At 46.2% G+C, this 22,730-nt stretch carries 19 protein-coding genes; 7 read left to right on the forward strand and 12 right to left on the reverse strand.

Features of this window, described 5'->3' with window-relative positions; all coding sequences use genetic code 11:
• Nucleotides 1–519: 519 nt before the first annotated feature.
• Both holA and Tanf_RS12550 read right to left on the reverse strand, forming a co-directional pair.
• Nucleotides 520–1,545: a DNA polymerase III subunit delta gene (gene holA / locus Tanf_RS12545; protein ID WP_046826098.1), complete on the reverse strand. Its 1,026-nt coding sequence runs from the start codon at nucleotides 1,543–1,545 to the stop codon at nucleotides 520–522.
• An 11-nt stretch (nucleotides 1,546–1,556) separates the two neighbouring features.
• Nucleotides 1,557–2,333: an AMP nucleosidase gene (locus tag Tanf_RS12550; protein WP_041591356.1), complete on the reverse strand. Its 777-nt coding sequence runs from the start codon at nucleotides 2,331–2,333 to the stop codon at nucleotides 1,557–1,559.
• 47 nt (nucleotides 2,334–2,380) lie between these two features.
• Between Tanf_RS12550 and Tanf_RS12555 the strand changes: the two genes are divergently transcribed.
• Nucleotides 2,381–2,842: a type I restriction enzyme HsdR N-terminal domain-containing protein gene (locus tag Tanf_RS12555; RefSeq protein ID WP_014226015.1), complete on the forward strand. Its 462-nt coding sequence runs from the start codon at nucleotides 2,381–2,383 to the stop codon at nucleotides 2,840–2,842.
• A gap of 49 nt (nucleotides 2,843–2,891) precedes the next feature.
• Here the strand turns inward: Tanf_RS12555 and Tanf_RS12560 are convergent, their stop codons facing one another.
• The 4 genes from Tanf_RS12560 to Tanf_RS12575 all read right to left on the reverse strand — a co-directional run bounded on the left by Tanf_RS12560 (nucleotide 2,892) and on the right by Tanf_RS12575 (nucleotide 6,772).
• Complete coding sequence (locus Tanf_RS12560) at nucleotides 2,892–3,629, reverse strand: DUF1266 domain-containing protein (protein ID WP_014226016.1); 738 nt, start codon at nucleotides 3,627–3,629, stop codon at nucleotides 2,892–2,894.
• A 115-nt stretch (nucleotides 3,630–3,744) separates the two neighbouring features.
• Nucleotides 3,745–4,629: an alpha/beta hydrolase gene (locus tag Tanf_RS12565; RefSeq protein WP_046826099.1), complete on the reverse strand. Its 885-nt coding sequence runs from the start codon at nucleotides 4,627–4,629 to the stop codon at nucleotides 3,745–3,747.
• Between the two features lie 79 nt (nucleotides 4,630–4,708).
• Nucleotides 4,709–6,283 (reverse strand): Rne/Rng family ribonuclease, encoded by a 1,575-nt coding sequence (locus Tanf_RS12570; RefSeq protein ID WP_014226018.1) that lies wholly within the window; start codon nucleotides 6,281–6,283, stop codon nucleotides 4,709–4,711.
• A 210-nt stretch (nucleotides 6,284–6,493) separates the two neighbouring features.
• A complete protein-coding gene (locus Tanf_RS12575; protein WP_041590922.1) occupies nucleotides 6,494–6,772 on the reverse strand; it encodes an HU family DNA-binding protein in 279 nt (92 codons plus the stop codon).
• Nucleotides 6,773–7,009: 237 nt separating this feature from the next.
• On the opposite strand from Tanf_RS12575, the gene mutY reads away from it, so the two are divergent.
• The 5 genes from mutY (at nucleotide 7,010) to Tanf_RS12600 (ending at nucleotide 11,151) form a co-directional block, all read left to right on the forward strand.
• Nucleotides 7,010–8,086 (forward strand): A/G-specific adenine glycosylase, encoded by a 1,077-nt coding sequence (mutY, locus tag Tanf_RS12580; RefSeq protein WP_046826100.1) that lies wholly within the window; start codon nucleotides 7,010–7,012, stop codon nucleotides 8,084–8,086.
• Nucleotides 8,087–8,178: 92 nt separating this feature from the next.
• The gene (locus Tanf_RS12585) at nucleotides 8,179–8,628 is read left to right on the forward strand and encodes a single-stranded DNA-binding protein (protein WP_014226022.1); all 450 of its coding nucleotides are present in this window, start codon (nucleotides 8,179–8,181) and stop codon (nucleotides 8,626–8,628) included.
• 29 nt (nucleotides 8,629–8,657) lie between these two features.
• Nucleotides 8,658–9,959, forward strand: coding sequence for a CNNM domain-containing protein (locus Tanf_RS12590; RefSeq protein ID WP_169746462.1), 1,302 nt, complete (start codon nucleotides 8,658–8,660; stop codon nucleotides 9,957–9,959).
• 2 nt (nucleotides 9,960–9,961) lie between these two features.
• Nucleotides 9,962–10,525: a gliding motility lipoprotein GldD gene (gene gldD, locus Tanf_RS12595; protein WP_046826102.1), complete on the forward strand. Its 564-nt coding sequence runs from the start codon at nucleotides 9,962–9,964 to the stop codon at nucleotides 10,523–10,525.
• 2 nt (nucleotides 10,526–10,527) lie between these two features.
• The gene (locus tag Tanf_RS12600) at nucleotides 10,528–11,151 is read left to right on the forward strand and encodes a 4'-phosphopantetheinyl transferase family protein (protein ID WP_046826103.1); all 624 of its coding nucleotides are present in this window, start codon (nucleotides 10,528–10,530) and stop codon (nucleotides 11,149–11,151) included.
• Between the two features lie 392 nt (nucleotides 11,152–11,543).
• On the opposite strand, the gene Tanf_RS13930 is transcribed toward Tanf_RS12600, so the two are convergent.
• The 6 genes from Tanf_RS13930 to Tanf_RS12635 form a co-directional block, all read right to left on the reverse strand.
• Nucleotides 11,544–13,448 carry an Ig-like domain-containing protein gene (locus Tanf_RS13930; RefSeq protein ID WP_080948644.1) on the reverse strand — a complete coding sequence of 635 codons (1,905 nt, stop codon included), beginning with the start codon at nucleotides 13,446–13,448 and terminating at the stop codon, nucleotides 11,544–11,546.
• A 215-nt stretch (nucleotides 13,449–13,663) separates the two neighbouring features.
• Nucleotides 13,664–14,650 carry a sugar phosphate isomerase/epimerase family protein gene (locus tag Tanf_RS12615; protein WP_052449115.1) on the reverse strand — a complete coding sequence of 329 codons (987 nt, stop codon included), beginning with the start codon at nucleotides 14,648–14,650 and terminating at the stop codon, nucleotides 13,664–13,666.
• 19 nt (nucleotides 14,651–14,669) lie between these two features.
• Nucleotides 14,670–16,205: a RagB/SusD family nutrient uptake outer membrane protein gene (locus Tanf_RS12620; RefSeq protein WP_052449116.1), complete on the reverse strand. Its 1,536-nt coding sequence runs from the start codon at nucleotides 16,203–16,205 to the stop codon at nucleotides 14,670–14,672.
• A 24-nt stretch (nucleotides 16,206–16,229) separates the two neighbouring features.
• The gene (locus Tanf_RS12625; protein WP_052449117.1) at nucleotides 16,230–19,694 is read right to left on the reverse strand and encodes a TonB-dependent receptor; all 3,465 of its coding nucleotides are present in this window, start codon (nucleotides 19,692–19,694) and stop codon (nucleotides 16,230–16,232) included.
• A gap of 202 nt (nucleotides 19,695–19,896) precedes the next feature.
• The gene (locus tag Tanf_RS13935; RefSeq protein ID WP_014226031.1) at nucleotides 19,897–20,877 is read right to left on the reverse strand and encodes a FecR family protein; all 981 of its coding nucleotides are present in this window, start codon (nucleotides 20,875–20,877) and stop codon (nucleotides 19,897–19,899) included.
• Between the two features lie 51 nt (nucleotides 20,878–20,928).
• Entirely contained in the window at nucleotides 20,929–21,498 is a 570-nt protein-coding gene (locus Tanf_RS12635; protein ID WP_014226032.1) for an RNA polymerase sigma-70 factor, read from the reverse strand.
• Nucleotides 21,499–21,771: 273 nt separating this feature from the next.
• On the opposite strand from Tanf_RS12635, the gene Tanf_RS12640 reads away from it, so the two are divergent.
• A complete protein-coding gene (locus Tanf_RS12640) occupies nucleotides 21,772–22,728 on the forward strand; it encodes an NAD-dependent epimerase/dehydratase family protein (protein WP_046826105.1) in 957 nt (318 codons plus the stop codon).
• The last annotated feature ends 2 nt before the right edge of the window (nucleotides 22,729–22,730 follow it).

The raw sequence follows: 22,730 nt of genomic DNA on the forward strand, positions 1-22,730 counted from the left end.
AACTCTTACCGTACAATCAGTAGGTTTAAATTTAAAGTATTACTCCTTTCAATCAGATTAAAATACTGGATGTATTGATATTAACGAATCATAAAATTATGTATTTAGCCGTAGGTATACGATTGTTTACGGGGAACAATTGTATATCGAAAAAGAATTTACATCCAATCAAAAACATATATAAACCATTCAAAATATACATTTATAATTATTCTGATGGGTTTATGCTTGTATATTCCCCATAACCGGCTGTATAAAAAATACAATTGTATATTGTTGTGATTTTTTTCCTCAAGAATAACCTTGTACCTTTTTAGATACAAGGCGTTTTGATAACGAGTTTTACTATCTCTCGACAGTCGAAAGAATAGACATATTAGGAAACCGGCATACTGAAACTATACGATGCCGACAGGACATTTTACTTTGTATTTGCTTCCTATACAAATTAGGGAAAGAAGATTAAAGGTCGTGATAGAGGAAAAAAAGAAGAAAAATATTCTGATATTCCGTGAGGTGTCAATGCATAATCTTATACAATAACTCCTTCATGATTTCGCCCTGTGTCATAGACGAGGTCACGTCAATTCCTTTCGATCGGGCGTCTGCCATCCGAATTTCATGAATCGCCTGAAAAACTTTCATTGCGCTATAATTCCTTATACCGCTCTGATAGTCCTTTACCTGAATGGGGAAACGCAGGTTCAGGGCATTCATCAGTCCTCTTTCCGAACGATCTTTGGCATAATAACCGATCAACAGGTTGGAGAAATAGTTAAACAGCACAGGAAGCGTTGCCTGAATGGGGTGACTGTTCGGATTTTGTTCGAAATAATGCGCTATACGGTTTGCTTTCATCACATCTTTATCGGCAATCGCTCGTTGCAATTCAAAATTATTGTATTCCTTACTGATGCCTACGTTTTTTTCGATCAGCTCAGGAGTGATTTTTTTTTCAGGAGAATCTGTCAGAAGAATCCGCAGTTTATCCAAGGTTTGGTGAAGCAAAGCCAAATCGTTTCCCAGATATTCGGATAACATGGCCGCCGCCTTGCGATCTGCCTCGAAAGCACGTTCACGAAGCACTGACGAGATATAATCTTCGATTTTATAGTCCGGAATCTTTTTCGAGTCGAACAGAATGCCTGTTTTTGCCACTGCCGCACTGAGGCTTTTACGCCCATCCAGCTTTTTATATTTATACTCGATCACAAGGATGGTTGATGCAAGCGGATTTTTGGCATAGTTGGTCAGCAAATCGATATTGGTAACCAATTGTGCCTCCCGGACCACGACTAATTGATACTCGGACATCATCGGGAAGCGTCGGGCGGCATTGATGATATCGACCGCTTTCGTATCGGCTCCGTACAGAATGATCTGGTTAAAATCGCGCTCCGATTCATTGAGTACACATTGCAGAAGTAATTCCGAAATCCGATCGATAAAATAAGGTTCTTCCCCCATCAACACATAGATGGGGCTGAACTTTTTAGCCTTGATGTCTCGGCAGATTTCTTCGTACGTCGCTTCTTTTCCGGCCATGTTGTAGGTGTTTACCAGCTGAATTTGATGTGCTGCACGGTTTTCTTCCCTTCGATCATCATCTCCAGCGCACTGATACCCAGCTCAACATGTTCGGGAGCAAACTTTTGTGTTACACTCTTGTCGCTCTCCTGGGTCTTTACCCCATGCTCCTCAAGCGGCTTGTCGGAGATCATCAGCAGGGCGCCGGTAGGTATCTGGTTGGCAAAACCGGCCGTCAGCAACGTCGCCGTTTCCATATCAATGCCTGTGGCATGCGTCTTCTTCAGATACTCCTTAAATGCCGTATCATATTCCCACACGCGGCGATTCGTCGTGTAAATCGTACCGGTCCAATAGTCATGCCCCTTGTCGCGTATGGACGACGAGATCGCGCGGAGCATCGAAAATGCCGGTAGCGAAGGCACTTCGGGCGGAAGGTAATCGTTCGAGGTGCCCTCCCCGCGTATGGCCGCTATCGGAAGAACATAATCACCAAGTGAGTTGGCCCTCTTCAGCCCGCCACATTTACCCAGGAAGAGTACGGCCTTAGGCATCACAGCCGACAATAGATCCATGATCGTCGCAGCATTTGAACTTCCCATTCCAAAGTTGATAATCGTAATTCCTCCTCCGGAGGCGTTTGGCATGGAATTTCGAAGTCCCAAAATCGGCACCTTGAAATGATCGGCAAACAATTCGACGTATTTGGTGAAATTCGTCAACAATATATACTCCGAAAAATCTTCCAGTTTGCGGTCGGTATATCGCGGAAGCCAATTTTCAACAATTTCCTGTTTCGTTTTCATAAATCCTTTTCTATCTTTGTTGGTAAATTCGCAAGCAAATATAAGCAATGTACTCGTTAAATCTGCCCAAATGTCCGCTAAAAATAACAGAAAAAAACGGAAAGTATTACGTCTTCGATCTTTTGCGCCGCAAAAATGTGGTGCTGACTCCGGAGGAATGGGTACGGCAACATTTCGTAAATTATCTACTCACAGCGAAAAATGTACCGAAGGAATTAATGGCCAATGAAGTGGCTATTACGCTCAACGCTCTTTCCCGCCGATGTGATACCGTCATTTACGACACTTACTTGAAGCCATTGGCTATTATTGAATACAAGGCTCCCTCCGTGCGGATTTCCCAAGACGTCTTCGAGCAGATAACACGTTATAACCTGGTGCTGAGGGTACAATATTTAATTGTCAGCAACGGTATGGAGCATTACTGTTGCCACATTGACTATGACACAAATTCTTATCACCTTCTGAAAACCATACCGTCATATACTGAACTACTGATAATAGATTAATTGCTGCGAAAAAAAAAGAAAAGCCAAAAACAGGCCCTCCCCTATGCTTCTATTTAAACGTAATATTTTGATATATTGTAATATTAGAGTCTTTCTTCTTCATACTTTCGGAAGGCGAAAGTAAGTTCTGCGCAGCCAAAATCACATCGTCTAATTGAAACCCGTGAATACATCGTCCCAAAAGGAATGAGCACGTGTATTCCGTCCAATCTCTTCCACGTTGCAATACGATGTTTATACATTGATCGAGACAACGGTAGAACTGTTCTTCGGTAAGATATCCGATCCAGAAGCACCATTTTGCCACACTTACAGCACGTCCGATGTCCCAGGCATAGGTCGATTGAATAGCTCTTACGTCCTCTTCCGGTAAGTTCAACTCTTGAGCTATCCGGGCATAAATCTTATTCAGATCTTTGTTCGTTGAGTGAGTGCGAATAAACTCGTCATATTTCTGACTCCGTTGCAGGCTCAATAATCCGTTAATGGCGTTTACAGCCGACTGTTCGTCAACAATTTCCCATTGCTTGTTCATTCCCTGACGGTAGACATCCGTAGGCTCTTTGGGTATCAGCGACAAAATCTGTTCGCCGCGGTAACATGCCAAAATAGCCCCATACCCCATGGCTCGTTGATAATTTTCACCCAACAGTTTACCCGAATAGCGCGTATTAAACTCGGCCAGTTGTATTTTTCGAGCCTTCTTCGTCTGAAAATTCAAATACAGCATATATCCGCCTACCCCCACCGCAATAATGGCGATAACGATGTAAATCACATTTTCCATATCAAGATGTTTTTGAAATTACACCGACAAATCTACAAAAAAACAGGGATTTCATCCATGCCGAGAAATAAAAATCAAAACAGACCGGAGAAGACAGACGATCGGAAGCACACTCTTACTCCGTTTCTATCACACCGATTTCGCGAAACCAGTCTTCGGCGCGATCCACCCAGCTGTTGACCATCACACCCGTATCGCGCAAACCATAGCCATGTCCTCCTTTTCTGTAAAGGTGCATCCATACCGGGATATTTGCTTCTTTCAGCGCATAGTAATAAAAGAGGCTGCTGTTGATAAACGAATGATCATCTTCGGTCTGAATCAACATGGTCGGCGGTGTTTTCGGAACAATCTGAATCTCCGGAGCCAGTCCGAAATCTTCGCCCGCCAGATAAGCCGGATAAATCAGCAGACAGAAGTTAGGGCGGCAACTCACCTTATCTATCGCGTTGTTTGTTGAATATGTTCTTTTATTAAATGAGGTAGACCCCATTACAGCGAGATGCGCTCCAGCCGAAAAACCCATCACTCCGATTCGGCTCGCATCGATATTCAATTCTGAAGCATTCGCACGCACATAACTAATGGCACGTTGCAAATCCTGCAACGGCGCCTCATGTTTCGGTCGTCCTTCACGGCGAGGCACACGGTATTTCAATAATACGGCAGTAATTCCCAATTCGTTTAACCAAAGGCATACCTCATCGCCCTCCAGATCATACGCCAGAATATCGTATCCTCCACCCGGACAGACAATCATGGCTGATCCGCCGGCCAATTCTTCCGAGGGCTGATAAATAGCAATCGTCGGATCGCTGACATTCGTAATCCGGCATACAATTTCTCCGGCCACTCTATTCCCGTCCTTACTGATCTTTTCGACCATCGGAACAGTTTCTCCGGGAGCCCCTTCCGGAAAAAGTCGAATGACCTTTTCCTGTGCCGTTACGATAACCTCCATGAAAAGCAGACAGACGTACGGTAATATCAACTTATTCATTCCTCAATCTTTGTTTCTGATCTGTTTTGTTAACGGCAGCAAAAGTAAAAAAAAAGCAAAAGATAAAGAATCTTTTGCTCTATTTTATTGCTTCCTTTTCTTCCTGCATATCCAACTCGTTTTTCTCCTGATCGTAGAATCGGTATTCCAGAAAAGCCATGCTTTCATCAGGCACGACCTTCAGTTGAAAAGAATATTTCATCTTCCATTTCATGGCCAGCGACAGAAATCCCTTATTAATATAGGCTGCTACATAAGGATGCACATGCAGCGTGATTTTTTTAACGTTATGTTTGTTAACAAGGCAGTCTATCTTCCCTTCCAGATTGTCGGTAAACAAGATGGAAGATTTAATGGTTCCCGTTCCGAAGCAAGAGGGACACTTCTCGGTTGTCTTCACATCCAGAATCGGTCGAACCCGCTGACGAGTGATCTGCATCAGACAAAATTTACTGAGTGGGAGAATATTATGTTTAGCCCGGTCATTGGCCATGGCCTTTGTCATATGCTCGTACAATTGTTGCCGGTTCGACGCCTCTGCCAAATCGATAAAATCAATCACAATGATCCCGCCCATATCGCGCAATCGCAACTGTCGGGCTATCTCATTGGCCGCTGCGATATTGACATCGAACGCCGTCTTTTCCTGCTCTGTGCTGCCTTTCATCCGGTTGCCACTATTGACGTCGATCACGTGCATTGCTTCCGTATGCTCGATAATCAGGTAGGCCCCACTCTTATATGTTACGGTTCGTCCAAACAGCGACTTAATCTGTCTGGTAACACCAAATTTATCAAAAATAGGCATATCGTCCGTATATAGCTTGACGATGTTCTTCTGTTCGGGAGCAATCAGGCTCACATAATCATATACGTTTTCGTATACCTGTTTGTTATTTACGTAAATATGCTCGAATGACGCGTTGAAGATATCGCGCAGAAGCGCTACCGTTCGAGCTGTTTCTTCATATATAAGAGTTGGAGCCTTTGATTGGGGAACTTTAGGAATATGATCCTCCCACCGTTTTAGCAAATTTTTCAACTCTCCATCCAGCTCGGCCACTCGTTTTCCTTCGGCCGAAGTACGCACAATCACACTGAAATTCTTGGGTTTGACACTTTGCATCAACTGACGAAGACGCGCCCGTTCTTCATTCGATTTAATTTTCGTTGAAACGGAAATTTTGTCGGAGAACGGTATCAGTACCAAAAAACGTCCTGCAAAGGACAACTCGGCCGTCAGTCGAGGTCCTTTGGTTGAAATCGGTTCTTTAGCAATCTGTACCAAAATCTCATCACCTACCGTCAATATATTGCCGATACTTCCGTCTTTCTCGATCTCGGGAAGAATCGAAGTCTTCGACACAGGTTGCCGTTTTTTGGGGTCGCCCCGCCATTGTTTAAGAAACTTCTGTTGCGTGTTGAAGTTTGGACCCAAATCTTGATAATGAAGAAACGCATCTTTTTTGCACCCCACGTCGACGAATGCGGCATTCAAACCCGGCAACAATTTTTTTATCCGTGCCAGATAAATGTTGCCCACCGCAAAAGAATCACTCCGGGGCTCCTTCTGGAGCTCTACCAAACTCTTGTCTTCCAATACGGCGATGGAAATTTCATCCGATTCGACATCTACTACTAATTCGCTTACCACAATGATGCTATTTCTCGTTGTTCTTATTCATTATGAAAAAGAACAAACTTAAAAAATCTGATTAAGTTTGTTCTTTAAAACCCTTTTGAAAGACTTATTTCTTCTTGTGTCGGTTCTTTTTAAGTCTTTTCTTACGCTTGTGCGTCGACATTTTATGTCTTTTTCTTTTTTTTCCGCTTGGCATAATTCCTGTTGATTAGTGATTAATCATTATTTGTTTGCCACTTGATTCATGAATATCCGGGCGGGCTTGAAAGACGGAATGTCATGCTCCGGAATAATCATCGTGGTATTCTTCGAAATGTTACGCGCCGTTTTTTGTGCCCGTCTTTTTACCACAAAACTTCCAAAGCCGCGGAGATACACATTCTCTCCTTCGGACAAGGATTTCTTTACTACGCTCATAAACGACTCCACACTTGCCAAAACTGCGTTTTTGTCAATGCCTGTGCTCTTTGCGATCTCGCTAACAATATCTGCTTTTGTCATGTCAATAAATATTAAATGAATAAATTCTAATTTTTTGGACTGCAAAGATATAGGTTTTATTTGAAATAATACACTTTTTTGAAAAAAAAGATTGATTATTTTCCAACTTACTGATTTTAAAACAGATCAAAAGAATAAAATCCTGTTTTTATCCGCTATTTCATGAGGAAGACAGGCCATTCGACGGCTTTGAGAATGCTCGGAAATACGTATTTTTGTCCGCCAAGAAGCAACAACATGAAGCAAAAAAACGAACGATATCCAGAGAGCGAACGAATTCGGGCATGGTACAGAATAAACAAGCGGGATTTACCGTGGCGAAACACTTCCGATCCGTATCGTATATGGATTTCTGAAGTTATTCTCCAACAGACACGTGTAGCCCAGGGGCTGGATTACTATTACCGTTTTATCGAGCGATTTCCCGATGTCCGAAGCCTTGCCGATGCTTCGCAGGAAGAGGTACTGAAATACTGGCAGGGGTTGGGGTATTACTCCCGCGCACGCAATCTGCACGAGGCCGCACAAGATATCCGGCAACGATACGACGGAGTTTTCCCTTCGTCGTACGAGGCGATCCGCACGCTCAAAGGTATTGGAGAATATACGGCGGCAGCCATTGCTTCTTTCACATGGAATCTGCCTTATCCGGCCATCGACGGGAATGTGATCCGGGTATTGGGACGGCTCTTTGCGGTACAGACACCCGCAGACAGTGGAAAAGGGATTCGTGAATACCGTCGGCTGGCAACGCTTGTGATGCCTCCCCGACATGCCGGCGAGCATAATCAGGCACTGATGGAATTCGGAGCATTGCATTGCATCCCCCGAAACCCCGATTGCACAAGTTGCCCGATGGTTGAACAATGTGCCGGACATGCCTCCGGCGATCCGCATCGTTTTCCTGTCAAACAGCATAAAACAAAAACGCGCGATCGTTTCTTTCATTACTTTTTTATCAAACATAACACGAACACCTACCTGCATCAACGCAACGGAAGCGACATTTGGAAAGGACTGTTTGAGTTGCCCATGATAGAAACCGAGATGCCGGCCGATTTGAACGTTTTGCAGGAGACATCTGCCTTCGGGAAACTTTTCCAAAAAACAGGACGACCGGAATTTACCTTGGTCGCCGATGAAATCCGGCATGTCCTCTCACATCAGACATTACATGTAACATGCTATATGGTAGAAGTTCAGCAAGAAAATGCAGCTCTAAAAAAGATGGTCCGAACGTCGCGGGAAGCGATTGACGCATATCCTTTTCCAAAACTGATTGTCAATCTTTTATCAAAGATAGAAGAAAAATAATTCGGACAACGTTATTTTTTTACCTGTAAATTTGTACAGTTCATAAAAGACACCTATATTTGTTCCTCAAACCTTTATAAAGAACAAGTCCTATGTCATTAAACAAAGTCATTTTGATTGGAAACGTCGGGAAAGACCCCGATGTACGTTATTTCGACAGTGGAAATGCGGTAGCAAACTTTTCACTGGCCACCAACGAGCGCGGATATAAACTTGCGAACGGAACGGAAATCCCCGAGCGGACAGAATGGCACAATATCGTAGCCAATCGTGAGCGTGCGCAATTTGTAGAGCGGTATGTCAAAAAAGGTTCGATGGTTTATATCGAAGGGAAGATCCGGACACGGAACTACGACGACCAGAATGGTATCAAACGGTATGTAACGGAAATCCATGCCGACCGCATCGAGTTTTTCTCTTCAGGCCGCAGGCCGCAGGAAGGTGACCTCCCGGTACAGACACAGATTGCCGCCTCAACACAAATACCACCCGACCCGACGATGCCTTCGGGAACGGACGAGATCGACGATCTGCCGTTCTAACCTTATCTTAACACCTCACAAATTACACCTTGGATTCAGACGATTATTACCCGAGTATGTTATTACAGGCCGTGTATCACGAGCCTGTTTGGAATGCTGTGATTATTTTGGTCGTAATACTTTTGCTGCTGGTTCTTTCCGGATGGTTAGCCGCAGCAGAACGTGCCTTGTTCTCTCTGTCGGCCGACGAGACGAATCAAGTACGGGAAGAGAAAAGCACGAGCGACAAATTCATCAGACAACTGTCAGACCGTCCGCAACAGACGCGTACTGCTATTGCGATGATACAGACAATACTGATCATTACAATGACGATAGCCGGAATGTACGGCCTTCAGTCCGTATGTTCGACTATTCAATCGGTCGGCGGATGCGTGGCCGGGATTTTCGTCCTTGTACTGCTGCTGTTCATCTTCAAAGGATGGTTTCCTAAGTTTTTGACACAGGGCAGACAGCTTGACGTGGCACGTCGGACGGCTCCTTTCCTCAAAACGATCGACTGGCTCTGCCGGCCGGTCAGCCGATGGATGTGCGCTCCTCCGGCCAATCAACACAAGCACGAATCGCAACCCTCCGAATCTACCATTATTTCGAAAGAATCGGCCGACGAGAAAGAGATGCTTGAAGAGATCGTACATTTTTATAATAAGACTGCCGATGAGATCATGGTGCCACGGCTCGACATGAAAGCCATCAATGCGAAATGCACTTTCAAAGAAGCGCTCGACATCATCATCCGAAGCGGTTTTTCACGTATCCCCATCTACGAAGAGACGGAAGATAACGTGACGGGTGTCCTGTATGCTAAGGACTTACTCCCCTACATTCAGAACACGAGCGATTTTGAATGGCAGAAGCTGATCCGTCCGGCATATTTTGTACCTGAGACAAAAAAGATCGAAGGACTGCTGGAAGAGTTTCGAACCAACCGGGTGCATATCGCCATCGTGGTAGATGAGTTCGGATGCACCTCGGGATTAGTAACGATGGAAGATATTATCGAAGAAATCGTAGGAGATATTTCGGACGAATACGACACGGACGCGAAACAGTATTTCCAACTTCCGGATGGGAGTTATATCTTTGAAGGCAAAATCCAATTGAATGATTTTTTCCGCGAAACAGACATCGACGAGGAGGAGTTCGGCGATCTGACGGAAGATATCGAAACACTTACGGGATTGCTGCTCAAAATCAAAGGCACTTTACCCCGTCGTCGTGAGATTATCGAATATCACAATTATCGTTTTCGCGTGCTCGAAGCAGATGAACGACGTGTACTGAAAGTGAAATTCGACCGTATCCCTCCGGCTCCCGGAAAAGAGAAATAACGATGCGTATCTTGTCATGGATTCTCTTACTGGCAGGCTGTGCAGCCTGCTCGACACCCACGCCAAAGCCGCGCGGCGTATTGCGCATCGATCTGCCGCAGGCGAAATACACGTTGTTCACGGCCGGAGAACAGGCTTATGCTTTTCGGGTATCGCAGCTCGTGACCATCGAAATGCCTCCTGCCGATGTGACGGAAGACTGGCTGAACGTCACCTACCCGTCGCTCAACGTCAAAATGTATTGCAGCTACCGAAGTATCACCCGTGAGACGCTTCCTCGCTGCGAAGCGGAGTGTCGTGAACTCGTCGCACGCAGCGCCCGCGATGCTCAGGCCATTACCGAACAGGCTTACGAAGCTCCCGAGCGCCGTGTGTACGGCACGCTCTTCCGGATCGATGGCGACTCGCCCTCACCTGTCCAGTTTATGCTCACCGACAGTGTTTCGCACTTCTTCCGCGGGGCGATCTACTACCAACATCGTGTCGATGCCGATTCGGTGGCACCCGTGACCGAATACCTTCACCACGATGTGATGGAACTGATTCAATCGTTCGACTGGAAATAGCCATGCCCGTTCTGCCCGAATATACGACTCCGCTGCGAGGAATCTGGAAAATCGAAGAAAGCCGCGATGAATTACTGGCTTTGCTGACGCGCAAAGACGATTACGTGCCGTTTCTGACCGGTTGCAAGTCCGACACCCGCCAAACGGAATGGCTGGCCGTGCGCACATTGTTGAAAACCATGCTCGGCCGTGAAACACCCGTCGCCTATCACCCCGACGGCATTCCTTACCTGCCCGATGCAGACCTGCACATCAGCATCTCGCACACGAAAGGCTATGCCGCCGTACTGCTCGATACGCAACCCCGCATCGGCATCGATATCGAATACCGCTCCGAACGTATCCGCAAGCTGTACGATCGCTTTCTCGGCAAGGCGGAGCAACGCCTGATCGGCCAATATCCCGATACCGAAACGTTGTTAATTTGCTGGAGCGCGAAAGAAACGGCGTTTAAAATGATGAGAAAAAGAGCGGTCGACTGGCGGAACGACCTGCAAATCGTCTCGTTCGATCCGCAACTCAGACGGCTGTCGATCCGCGAAACCCTCACACCGCACGCCACCCTCTGTTCGATCGGCTACATCGCGACCCCCGAATTTATCATGACGCAAAGCGCCCCCCAATAGCTCGACTCTCCTTGTTTATTGTCAATATTTGAATCAAACAGCAATAATCATTCCGCTTTAACGTCTGTGTCTTTCTTTTTATCTTGCATACCGACTACTATTTTTCGCCTTGTTACTAACATTTCCACTTCCATATTCTCCGATTTTTATGCGGAGATTAAACAGTCATAACAATCCATAAATCTATTTATCAAACATATACAAAAGAATCACCCATCGTATTAAACGAATAGATTCGGATAAGTTCAACCGGTTATTAACATATCCAAATAAATTATACGCATAACGAGTATATGATGAAACCAAGCGGTCGAACGCTGCATCCCATTATGTTAAAAATAACGGCTATCCGATAAAAGAGACACTTGCTTTTATACGGAAATAATTCTGTCTCACAGTTTAATTTTACGTGTCCAGCCCGACGAACCTCTTACGATAAGCATGCTCTGTGAGGAAAGATGGAGGTCGTGCACAACCTTTCCGGGAATTTTAATGATACGGCCAAGCAACCCGCCATTTATGCTATAAATATCAACCGTTTCGGCGGCCGGCGAATCAATATGCAACCGCCCGTTTTCACTCCACACGGCGAAGACTTCACCGACCTCGACATTGGCGTTAGTAATGTGTTGTACGATGACCTTACATGTTGCGGTCTTACTACCGTCGACAGTCGTGACCGTAACGGTTGCTTCACCGGCTTTGTACGCAGTCACTTCCCCCTTATCGTCTACCGATGCGACGGCTTCATTGCTGCTCGACCATGTTACGTTCCGGTTCGTAGCATTATGGGGGGTAACGGTTGTCGTCAGTACTTCTTTGCCGCCCACCGGGAGCGTAAGACTCGACTTGTTCAGGCTGACTCCCGTCACCGAAGTGACAGGAGGAGGAGGAACGGCAGCAGCCGTGACTTTTATTTGTACGGATGCCGTCTTTGCTCCGTCGACAGTCGTGACCGTAACGGTTGCTTCACCGGCTTTGTACGCAGTCACTTCTCCCTTATCGTCTACCGATGCGACGGCTTCATTGCTGCTCGACCATGTTACGTTCCGGTTCGTAGCATTATGGGGGGTAACGGTTGCCGTCAGTACTTCTTTGCCGCCCACCGGAAGCGTAAGACTCGACTTGTTCAGGCTGACTCCCGTCACCGAAGTAACAGGAGGAAGAGGAACGGCAGCAGCCGTGACTTTTATTTGTACGGATGCCGTCTTTGCTCCGTCGACAGTCGTGACCGTAACGGTTGCTTCGCCGGCTTTGTGAGCTTTTACAAGTCCATTGGCGCTGACCGACGCAATATCCGCTTTACTGCTCACCCACGTCATATTCTTATTCGTCGCATTATCAGGTGTTATTACGGCTGTCAGACGTTTTACATCGTTCACTTTCAAGTCTTGATTTCCTTCCCGAATGGCAACGCTCTCTACGGGTGTGTGTTTGTTTTCGTATGGCTCTACAGTTACTTCGACAGATCCTTTGGGAAAACCGCCATCCCGATCGTCCGACCATGCCGTGACAGTCGTTTTCCCTACTCCCTTTGCTATCAGATAGCCCGAAGAAGTTACTGTTGCGACTGATTTATCGTCTGTTCGCCAGCTGATGGATTGTACCGATGCATCAGCGGGCTGTATCGTCGCCGTAAGTTGCTTTCTTTCGGTTTCTTTGAGCGTAATATCTCCTCCGTCGATAATTACTTTTCTTACCGGTCTGTGGACTTTGATCGCGAGCTGGCCACTCACGCCGGAACCGTCTTTTGCAGTAGCTGTTATGACAGCCGTTCCCGTCTTGTGAGTTGTGATTTGCCCTGTAGATGTAACGGAAATGACATCGGGGTTGCTGGTGTCCCAATTCAAATCATCTTTGCCGGTGGCATCAGACGGTTCGACCCTTACGGGCAATTCCGTCGTTACACCGATATCTAAAAATGATCCCGGTATACCAAGGATAATTTTATTGATCAGGCGTACGACAGTGATGCGGATACTGCCTGCCACGCCGCTGCCGTCCTGTGCGGTAGCGGTGATCCAGGCCGAACCGGTACTATATGCTTTTATAAAAGCATTGTTATTATTGCTTCCGACTATTTCTACGACGCCAACATTTGAACTCTCCCACTTGAGAGCCTTATTCGCAGCATCCGAAGGAGAAACAGTGGCTGTAATGGTTGCATTTGTCCCTACCTGAAGCATTGAGTTCCCTCCAAGCTCGATTTTTGTGACTGACCGGGCTTCCGTACGGCCGATAAAACCGCAAAAAAGCGTCATTATAAAAAGTAATAATTTGTAAGAAGTTATTCTCATTTTATTTATCTGTTAAAAGTTTATCCCATTGAACTAAATATGTGGTTTTGGAGGGCGCAAAGATACATCTTTTTTATGTTTTACAAAGAAAAGGATTACGATCACGATAAAATTTGAACTTTACGCACTTTTTTAAGACAGTATCGGTTTCTCAAAAAAAAGAGCCCACCCCAACAGTGTGTGGGGCAGGCTCTTCTTATGAAAAGAAAGCGTAACTACCGGGCGATATAGTCCGTGTAATACTTGTCGATATAGCCTTTCAGCATCTTTATCGAAGCAGGTACGGCCGTATCGGGATTTTCCTTGCCTTCGAACTCGAGTGTAAGGTATCCTCTGAATCCCACATCGTAGATCTGTTTGATGATACGATCATAGTCCAGATCGAGCGTGTACCAGGTTCCTCCTCCGTTATACGTCTTGGCCGAGATAAAAATCGCTTCGGGAAGCACCTGAGCCAGTTTGTCATAAGGCTCTTCGAGGAAATTACCCGTATCTACCAGTAATTTCAACCAGTTGGAACGGACATCGTTTTTGATGCGAAGCATCCCTTCGGGTGTACCGGCGATACCCCAGTGATTCTCCAGAGCGAGCGTCACGCCACACTCTTCGGCTACGGGCAGGCATTTGTAGATCGCATCTTCTACCCACCCGAACGCGTCATTATCCGTATATCCTTCAACAGGCTTTTCAATTCCACGTGCTTTCATCAGGTTATCGAACGAGCCGCTGGTTCCCCATGTACCCGAATTCAGACGCAACGCAGGAATTCCCATCTTATAAGCCAACCGGATGCAACGGATTGTATGATCTACCATCCGCTGACGATATTCCTTATCGGGGTTCACCCATCCCTGATGAATGCAGAGGCACACCAGAGCGACTCCGTTCTCGTAGGCCAATCGTTTCAGCTTCTGCAAATAACTATTGTCTTCGCTATCCATCTGACGATGCAATACATCGACCCCTTCGATACCCATATCGGCTGCTTTGAGAATACACGATTCGATGGAATCTTTACGTTCACGGAAGCCCCAATACGAATACGTTGATACCGCAAGTTTGAGGCGTCCCTGCATCTGTTGCTTGCCGGACGCTCTCCCGGAAATTTCCGGGAGAGCGTTTGCTGCAAACGTCGGTACTCCCAATCCGGCCGCAATGCCGGCCGCGCTTTGCGCTAAAAAAGAACGACGCGATAATTTCATAACTGATCCTCCTTTCCTATCAATACCCTTCATTCTGTTTCAAATTGTTGTTGAGTGAAATCTCACTGTCGGGAATCGGAAGCACATTGTCTTTCTTTACATTATATCCGTTCGGAAACTTTGTCTCCAGCTTTTCGCCCAAGGCTCCGAACACGTCACACGGATAGTATTCCGGTCCGGCGTTCCAACGCTTGATATCATCCCAGAATTGCCCTTCGAGCGCGAGTTCGATGCGCCGTTCATGACGCAACGCTTTCCGGGCTTCGGCCTGCCCTACTCCCTTCTTTACCGGCGGCATCTTCACGTCTTTGCGTTCGGTACGGATACGGTTAATCAGATCAATCGCTCCGTCGATATCCTTATTCAGCTCGATCATCGCTTCGGCGCGACACAACAGCACGTCGCCATAACGCAGAATCATAAAGTCGAGAGGAGATTGACGCCCTACGACCGGCATAGTCTCGATCGTATATTTACGGATACCGAAACCGACCTTCTGCCCCGTATGGTTCTTGATCTCGGTCGGATACAACTGCCCCTGAAAATAAGCGCCCGGACGCAGGATGGTAAAATCGAGACGAGGATCTCTGTTTTTGTAAGGATCGTTCTTGTCGACCGAACTACCGTCGAGCGTCTCATACTCATCGACCAGTAATTGAGTCGGCGCAACCGAGTTGGAGCCGTCGATTCCGTATTTCAGATTCTGGGGCTGCCAGTAACGGTCGAAAATACTTCCCTGCTGAAACACCCCGTCCATAAAGCTCAGGGCAAAGAGTGTTTCGGCATTGCCTTCGTTTTCATACTGGAACAGCCCGTAATACGTGGGAAAAAGCTTATATTTATTCAACGCGTCAATTTTATCGCAATATTCCAGCACTTTGTCCCATTCGGAGGTGTACATATACGTTTTCATCTTCATCCCTAAGGCTGCGCCCAATGTCGCCCGTCCGTTATCCGGAGAGTTTTTGGGCAGACGCTTGATGGCTTCGTCGAAGTCTTGACGTACCTGTTTCCAGATATCTTCGGCGGAAGCGCGACTTACCTTACGTCCTTCCTCCGGCGTGATTGTTTTGAGAATTAGCGGAACACCTCCATACGAACGTACCAGCAGATCGTAGAACAAAGCGCGTAAGAAATATACTTCGCCCAACATCACTTCTTTTGCTGCCGCATCCATATTCGGAATCTTATCTACGTTTTCCAGGAAGTAATTTGCACGGTAAATTCCCCCGTAACAATATTTCCAGCGATTGGAAACAATTCCTCCGATACCGGACGTAATCGTTCCGTTACCGACCTGTTTCTGTTTGCCTTCCCAATGCGCCCACTGATAGGCATTCGGCGTACAGGCGTCATAGCCGCCTCCGTAGCCGTACACAAAATTATTTCTCAACACACTGTACACCCCGTTCAAGGCCAGTTGGGCATCGTCGGGCGAAGTCCAAAATATCTCGTTCGTAATCTTATCATCCGGTAATACATCCAGATAACTTTCGCATGAGCTGAGTCCCGTCAATGTGACGGTGAGCATCATATAGATTATTTTTTTCATCATTCTTTCATTTTGAATTGTTAAACATCAAAAACTTACATTCAGTCCTAAAGAGAAAACACGAGGAATCGGATAGTGATAGCCTCCTCTGTCGAACGAATCCCTTTCGGGATCAAAACCTTCGTATTTGCTGCTCACGATCGTGAAGACATCCGTTGCATTCAGATAAATGTATAGCTTTTGCAAAAACAGGCTACGAGTAATATCTCTCGGCACGTTGTATCCTAACTGAATATTTTTCAACTTAAAAAACGACATGTTGGCCGACCAGAACGATGATTCTTGACGATGCCAGTCGGCATCGAGCGTAATCAGCGGTATTTCATTGTTCTTATTTTCCGGTGTCCATGCACCTTCCCACTTCTTCGTGATCGTTCCTCCGGATACGCCCAATGGAACAGTCCAGTCATTTCTAAAATAGCCCTTTACTCCGGCTATTCCCGAGAACTGTACATTGAGGTCAAAACCTTTCCACGACAGACTTCCGTTGATGCCATACGTAAATTTCGGGATGGTATTACCGATTTCCTCTTTGTCGCGGTAATCCAGTTTGCCGTCTCCGTTCACGTCCTTGTAGCGAATATAGCCGGCTTTAGGCTTAAAGCTATTGTTTTTCATGTGTGTTGCACCTTCTTCATCGGTCTGATAGATACCCTCCTGAATAAAGCCGTACAATGTCTTATACGAATAACCTTCGCGGATAAGGAAAAGTTGGTCCGGAGATTTGCCTCCGCGAAATTTTGTCACTTTGTTGTCTACATACGTCAGATTTGCTCCGATGCTGTATGACAAGCCCGAGGCTTTGTCCTGGTCTTGCCAATTTATCCCCAATTCCATTCCGGTGTTCTTCATTTTACCGACATTCTCGAACGGTGCTCCCATATTTCCCAAAACCGACGGGATAGGAAGCTGCACGATAATATCGGTTGTCAGACGCTGAAAGTAATCAGCTTCGAGATTCAGGCGATTATTCAGGAATCCCATATCGAACCCAAAATCGGTTGAGGTTGTCGTTTCCCAGGTAATATTCGGATCGACAAGAGCCGTGATCGCTGCACCGGGCACCAGGGTATTATTGAAATTATAACTGTTCGGATAATCCTGTGTAATAACGGTCAGGTAAGGGAAATAATTGGCATTGCTCGGATTGGCTGTGTTTCCGATGTTCTGATTTCCGAGTTTTCCCCACGAAGCGCGCAACTTCAAATTACTGAACAGATCGAGGTTCTTGATAAACCGTTCTTCCCCCAGACGCCAGCCGGCCGAGAAAGACGGAAAAACGCCCCAACGATGTCCTTTGGCAAAACGCGAAGACGCATCGGCGCGCAGGTTGACCTCAGCCAGGTATTTTCCGTTCAACGCATAGTTAATACGGCCGAACCACGACATCATTCGCCACATGTATTTATTTCCGTCAGCAAAAGGATTCTTCGTTCCCGAAGCGACCTGATGCAGTTCGGGTTTGGACGGATCCGTTTTTTTCGTTTTCGTATAACGACGAGTCGTAGCCTCCTGCTGATATCCAAGCAATAAACTCACATCATGGATTTTGTTCAATACACGGTTATAATTCAAATTCGTAAAGAATGTCGAATAATATTCATCGACCATAATACGCGATATCTCCAACGTAGACGGATAATCGAGCGGCTTCGTGGGGTTCGACCGGTTCAGGTCCGTATAGCAGGTTGCCAGTTGATTGTAATTATCGATATTCCGATGCCAATACTGCCCGCTGTAATGCGCGCTCAGTGTCAGCCCCTCAAACAGATGTAATGTAGCATACACATTTCCTTTGAGGAAGTTCGTTGTCGTTTCGTTCTTTCCATTATACAAATCGGGGAACGGGTTACGGGTATCGACGATCGGCAGTCCGGCTTTCGGTCCCGAAAGGTAGAGCGCCTGCGTGCCTCCGTATGTCTTACCGTCCTGCAAATAGGGGGTAGAGAACGGATGCCCATTAGACATCATGTAGAAGACACGTTCGATTCCTGAGGTGTAATCTCCATCATAATCGACAAACGGCTGATTCGATACGGTACGCATCACACGTCCTCTCCCACCGAAGGTTAACCACTCACCCACTTTGGCTTCGCTGTTAATTGAGAGATTATAACGCTCTGAATCAGTGTTTTTAATCGTTCCATTATTTTTCAGGTAACCCATCGAAAGGTAGCTGTTCGATTTTTTTCCGCCAAATGTTGCGGACACGTTATGCTGTGTCGTAAAAGCATTACGGAATACTTCATCGAAATAATTCGTACTCGGATATTTATATGGATCATTGCCGGAAGCAAAAGCATCGATGACATCCTGCGGGAACAACGGATCACCGCCTTCATTTGTGACAGCTTTATTCCACAGCTGCATATAATGCGGGCTGTCGGTGATCAGATCATACTTTCGTCCCAACTGTTGCATACCAAAATAACCGTTATAGTTGATGTGCACCTGTTCCCCTTCGCCTTTCTTCGTCTCGATCAAGACGACGCCATTGGCTGCACGGGAGCCGTAGATCGCAGCCGATGCCGCATCTTTAAGAACCGTGATCGAGGCAATGTCACTCGGATTCACGTCCGACATACGTCCTTCCACTCCGTCAATGAGTATCATCGGATCGGTATTGTTCAGCGTGCCGTAGCCACGAACACGAATTGTTGCACCGTCGGCACCCGGCGCACCGGAGTTTTGGCTGGCCCATACGCCGGATATTTTTCCGGAAAGAGCCTGCGAAGGATCCGTAATCGGCCGGTTCTCTAACTCCTGATTGTATTTGACAGTGGAAACGGATCCGGTCAGGTTCGCTTTCTTCTGCACGCCGTAACCTACCACTACCACTTCTTCGAGTGCCTTTGTATCTTCGCGAAGAATCACATCGATCACATCTTTTCCTGCAGTAGAGACCGTCTGCTCAATATACCCAATGTACGAAACATGTAAGGTTGCTCCGCCGGAAATTTCGAGTGTAAAACGTCCGTCGATATCCGTTACCGTACCGTTGGTCGTTCCCGCCTCTACGACGTTGGCGCCAATCACCGGTTCACCTTGCGCGTCCGTAATCCTTCCGGAAACCGACCTCCTGTCAGCAGCTTGCCGTAAACCGGAATGGCCTGTTCCGGCTTTCTCTTTGTGAGTGATCACAATATACTTGTCCACCAGCTTGTAATTCATATCGGTATTTCCGAACAGCTGATCAAGTATCTCCGGCAGTTCCTTCTCTCCTATCCGGATATTCAGTCTGGATTCCGTATCTACGATTGCACGATTGTAGAAGAAACGATACTCCGACTGTTTCTCGATCTCACGAAAGACATCGGGGAGCGTTACGTTCTCAAGAGCAAGATTGATTTTTGCATTCTGCGAATGCGTTACATCAGCCTGTAAAACGGGCGAGACAGATAACATGACAATGGCTGTCAGACCGATTTTCAAGCATAATTTTCGTAAGGTCCGAAGAAAATGACCTTTCCTATAGTTCAATGCATTTTCCATATTTTATTTGTTGTATTGCGATTTTAATTGAACAATTGTTATTATTTGATTTAAAAAAACGCAGACTGTCCCTGTCGAACAGTCAGTCGGGTTATTTCCGAACAAGCAGAGACACCCCTGATTTGGTTCTTATTTTCTTCTCTATATCATACGCCTCCCTCCTATCTTTAAAGGTTTATATATTTGTTAATCTGTTTGAACATCATCGGATAAACACTGTATTTTCTTCTATGGTATAACTGAGATGGAGACTTGTCTTCAGTACGTTCATGACGGTTTCGAGTGAGTCATAATCTTTGAGTGTACCCCCGAAAGCGGTCTGTTGTACTTCGAGGTTGTCACAGACGAATTTCACATGATACAGTCGTTCGAGGCGATGGATCAACTCGCCGAACGTCATCTTATCGAAAACAAATTCGCCCCGACGCCATGAAGATAAATGTTCCACATCTTTCTTCTCGACTGTAAAAATACCGGTGTTCTTATCATACGTAAATACTTCTCCCGGGCTGAGTGCATACACCCATTTTCCACTTTCGACCGTAACTCCTCCTTCAAGCAGGGCCACCGAATTTGTCTCTTCTTCTTCGAATGCGTATACATTAAATGAAGTCCCTGTCACACGGTAAGTCAGTCTTTCGGTACAGACGGAGAAAGGGCGTTGTTTATCCGTTTTTACCTCAAAATACGCTTCCCCTTTCAGATACACGTTTCGTTCACTCTTGCCGAAGAAGTCGCCATACAATAGCGAACTGCACGCATTTAGCCACACAACGGTCCCATCTGGCAGTGTCGTTTTCGATTTATCGCCGACCCCTGTCTCTATACGGGTTTGAGCCACGGGGCACTCCGATTTTTCTTCCACAATGTAACGAATCCAATAAACCAAAAGCATCCCCAAGATAAAAACAGCAACATAACGCATCCAAGAGAAACGGTTGAGAAGTCGTTTGTCTGCGTTCCGACTGACGGAAATGTTTTTCCGAAACATGTCCCATTGCGACTGAACACAACTGTTTTTTTGCTCGTATTTCAAACGTCCCGAATCATAGGCATCTTTCATCGAACGGAAATGCCTCTTGTTCGTTTCGCTTTCTTCCAACCATTTCAGTAACACCGCCTGCTCCTCGAAAGAAGCACTGCCCGTCAGATATTTTATGATCAGCGTATCGTTCTGCTTCATGTTTTTGGGATCATTCTTTTTAGAGTATGACGCACAGAAAGCAGAGAGTACTTAGCGAAAAGCGAAAAAAATAATCAACAGAATCAATAAATAGTCGTTAAATGCTGTTTTAAAAATTTTCAGTGCGTTATATATCTGCACTTCTACGGTCCTGACGCTAAGCCCTAACACCGTTGCTATTTCCTGATTTTTCATTCCTCTGTAACGACTCATTTCAAATATCTTCCGGCATTTTACGGGTAGTTTCTCCACGATACGGTGCACCATCCCGTGCAGTTCCTTAACATAAAGATCGGCTAAGGGGTCGGGCTCCTCAGGATGCAATTCGATTTCGCGAATACGCCATCTGACAACATCTTCATAATATGCGGCTCCGACTTTTCGCGAGCGGATAAACGACAAACAGCGATTATGTACGGATCGAAACAGATACGATTCGTATGAATGTATCGAGTCATCATAATGCTCCCACAAGCCGATAAAACATTCCTGTACAATATCTCTGGCACATTCTTCGTCATCGACATACTTACGGCAGAAAGCAAACAGTTGCGGCTGCATCCTGCGAAACAGTGATTCAAACTCCCGGATATCCGGCTTATTTATTGATTTGTCGTCCATATCATGGTATAATGTCTTTTGCTATCATCCGGAAACATACACTTTCCCGAACGGATGCAAACTTACGAATTATCTATTGGTTCGTAAAACAAGGTCGTCGTTTATTTTTTCGCCTGTATCGGATCGTTTGAGGAGAAAAGAAGTAAACGCAAAACGAGCCAATTACATGACGACGCAAAAACTTTTCATGTCGCTGTACATAAATTAAAATTTATCGTGTACATTTGTGCCTCGAAAATTCGAAGTAATTCGTTAATTAAATTAACAAAAAAGATGAAGAACATATTGGTGATAGGCTCGACCGGGCAGATCGGTTCGGAGCTGACCATGGAATTAAGAAAGCGTTACCCCGGGAATGTAGTAGCCGGTTATATTTCCGGTGCGGAGCCTAAAGGAATCCTGGCTGAGTCAGGACCTTCGGCTTTGGTAGACATTACGAACAGACAACAGATTGCTGACACGGTGAGTCGGTATCAGATCGACACGATTTACAATCTGGCAGCGTTACTCTCGGCTGTGGCGGAAGCTAAACCGCAGCTGGCGTGGAAGATTGGTGTGGACGGACTGTTGAACGTGCTTGAGGTAGCGCGCGAGAAGCAATGCGCCGTATTTACCCCCAGTTCGATCGGAGCATTCGGGCCGGACGCACCGAAAGATAAGACGCCTCAGGACACGGTACGCAGCCCCCATACGATGTACGGAGTGACGAAAGTGACCGGCGAGCTGGTAAGTGACTATTATTTCCGTCGTTTCGGGGTAGATACGCGTGCCGTACGTTTTCCGGGACTGATCTCGTATGTGGCTCCTCCGGGAGGCGGTACGACGGACTATGCCGTAGACATCTTCTATTCGGCCGTAAAACAGGAAAAGTTCTTCTGCCCCATCGCAGCCGGCACCTTTATGGATATGATGTATATGCCCGACGCACTCCATGCGGCCATTCAACTCATGGAGGCCGATCCGTCGCGACTCAAACACCGGAATGCGTTCAACATCGCTTCGATGAGCTTCGATCCGGAAATTATTTGCGCACAGATCCGAAAATATCTGCCTGACTTCGAAATGGAATACCGCATCGATCCGTTGCGTCAGGCTATCGCCGAATCGTGGCCGAACATGATGGACGACACCTGTGCACGCGAAGAGTGGAATTGGGCGCCGCAATATGATTTGGATACGATGACTCGCGACATGCTCGAAAAACTGAAACAAAAAGAGGGGTCGTCATGAAT

This window comes from Tannerella forsythia (assembly GCF_001006485.1).
Taxonomy (GTDB): Bacteria; Bacteroidota; Bacteroidia; order Bacteroidales; family Tannerellaceae; genus Tannerella; species Tannerella forsythia.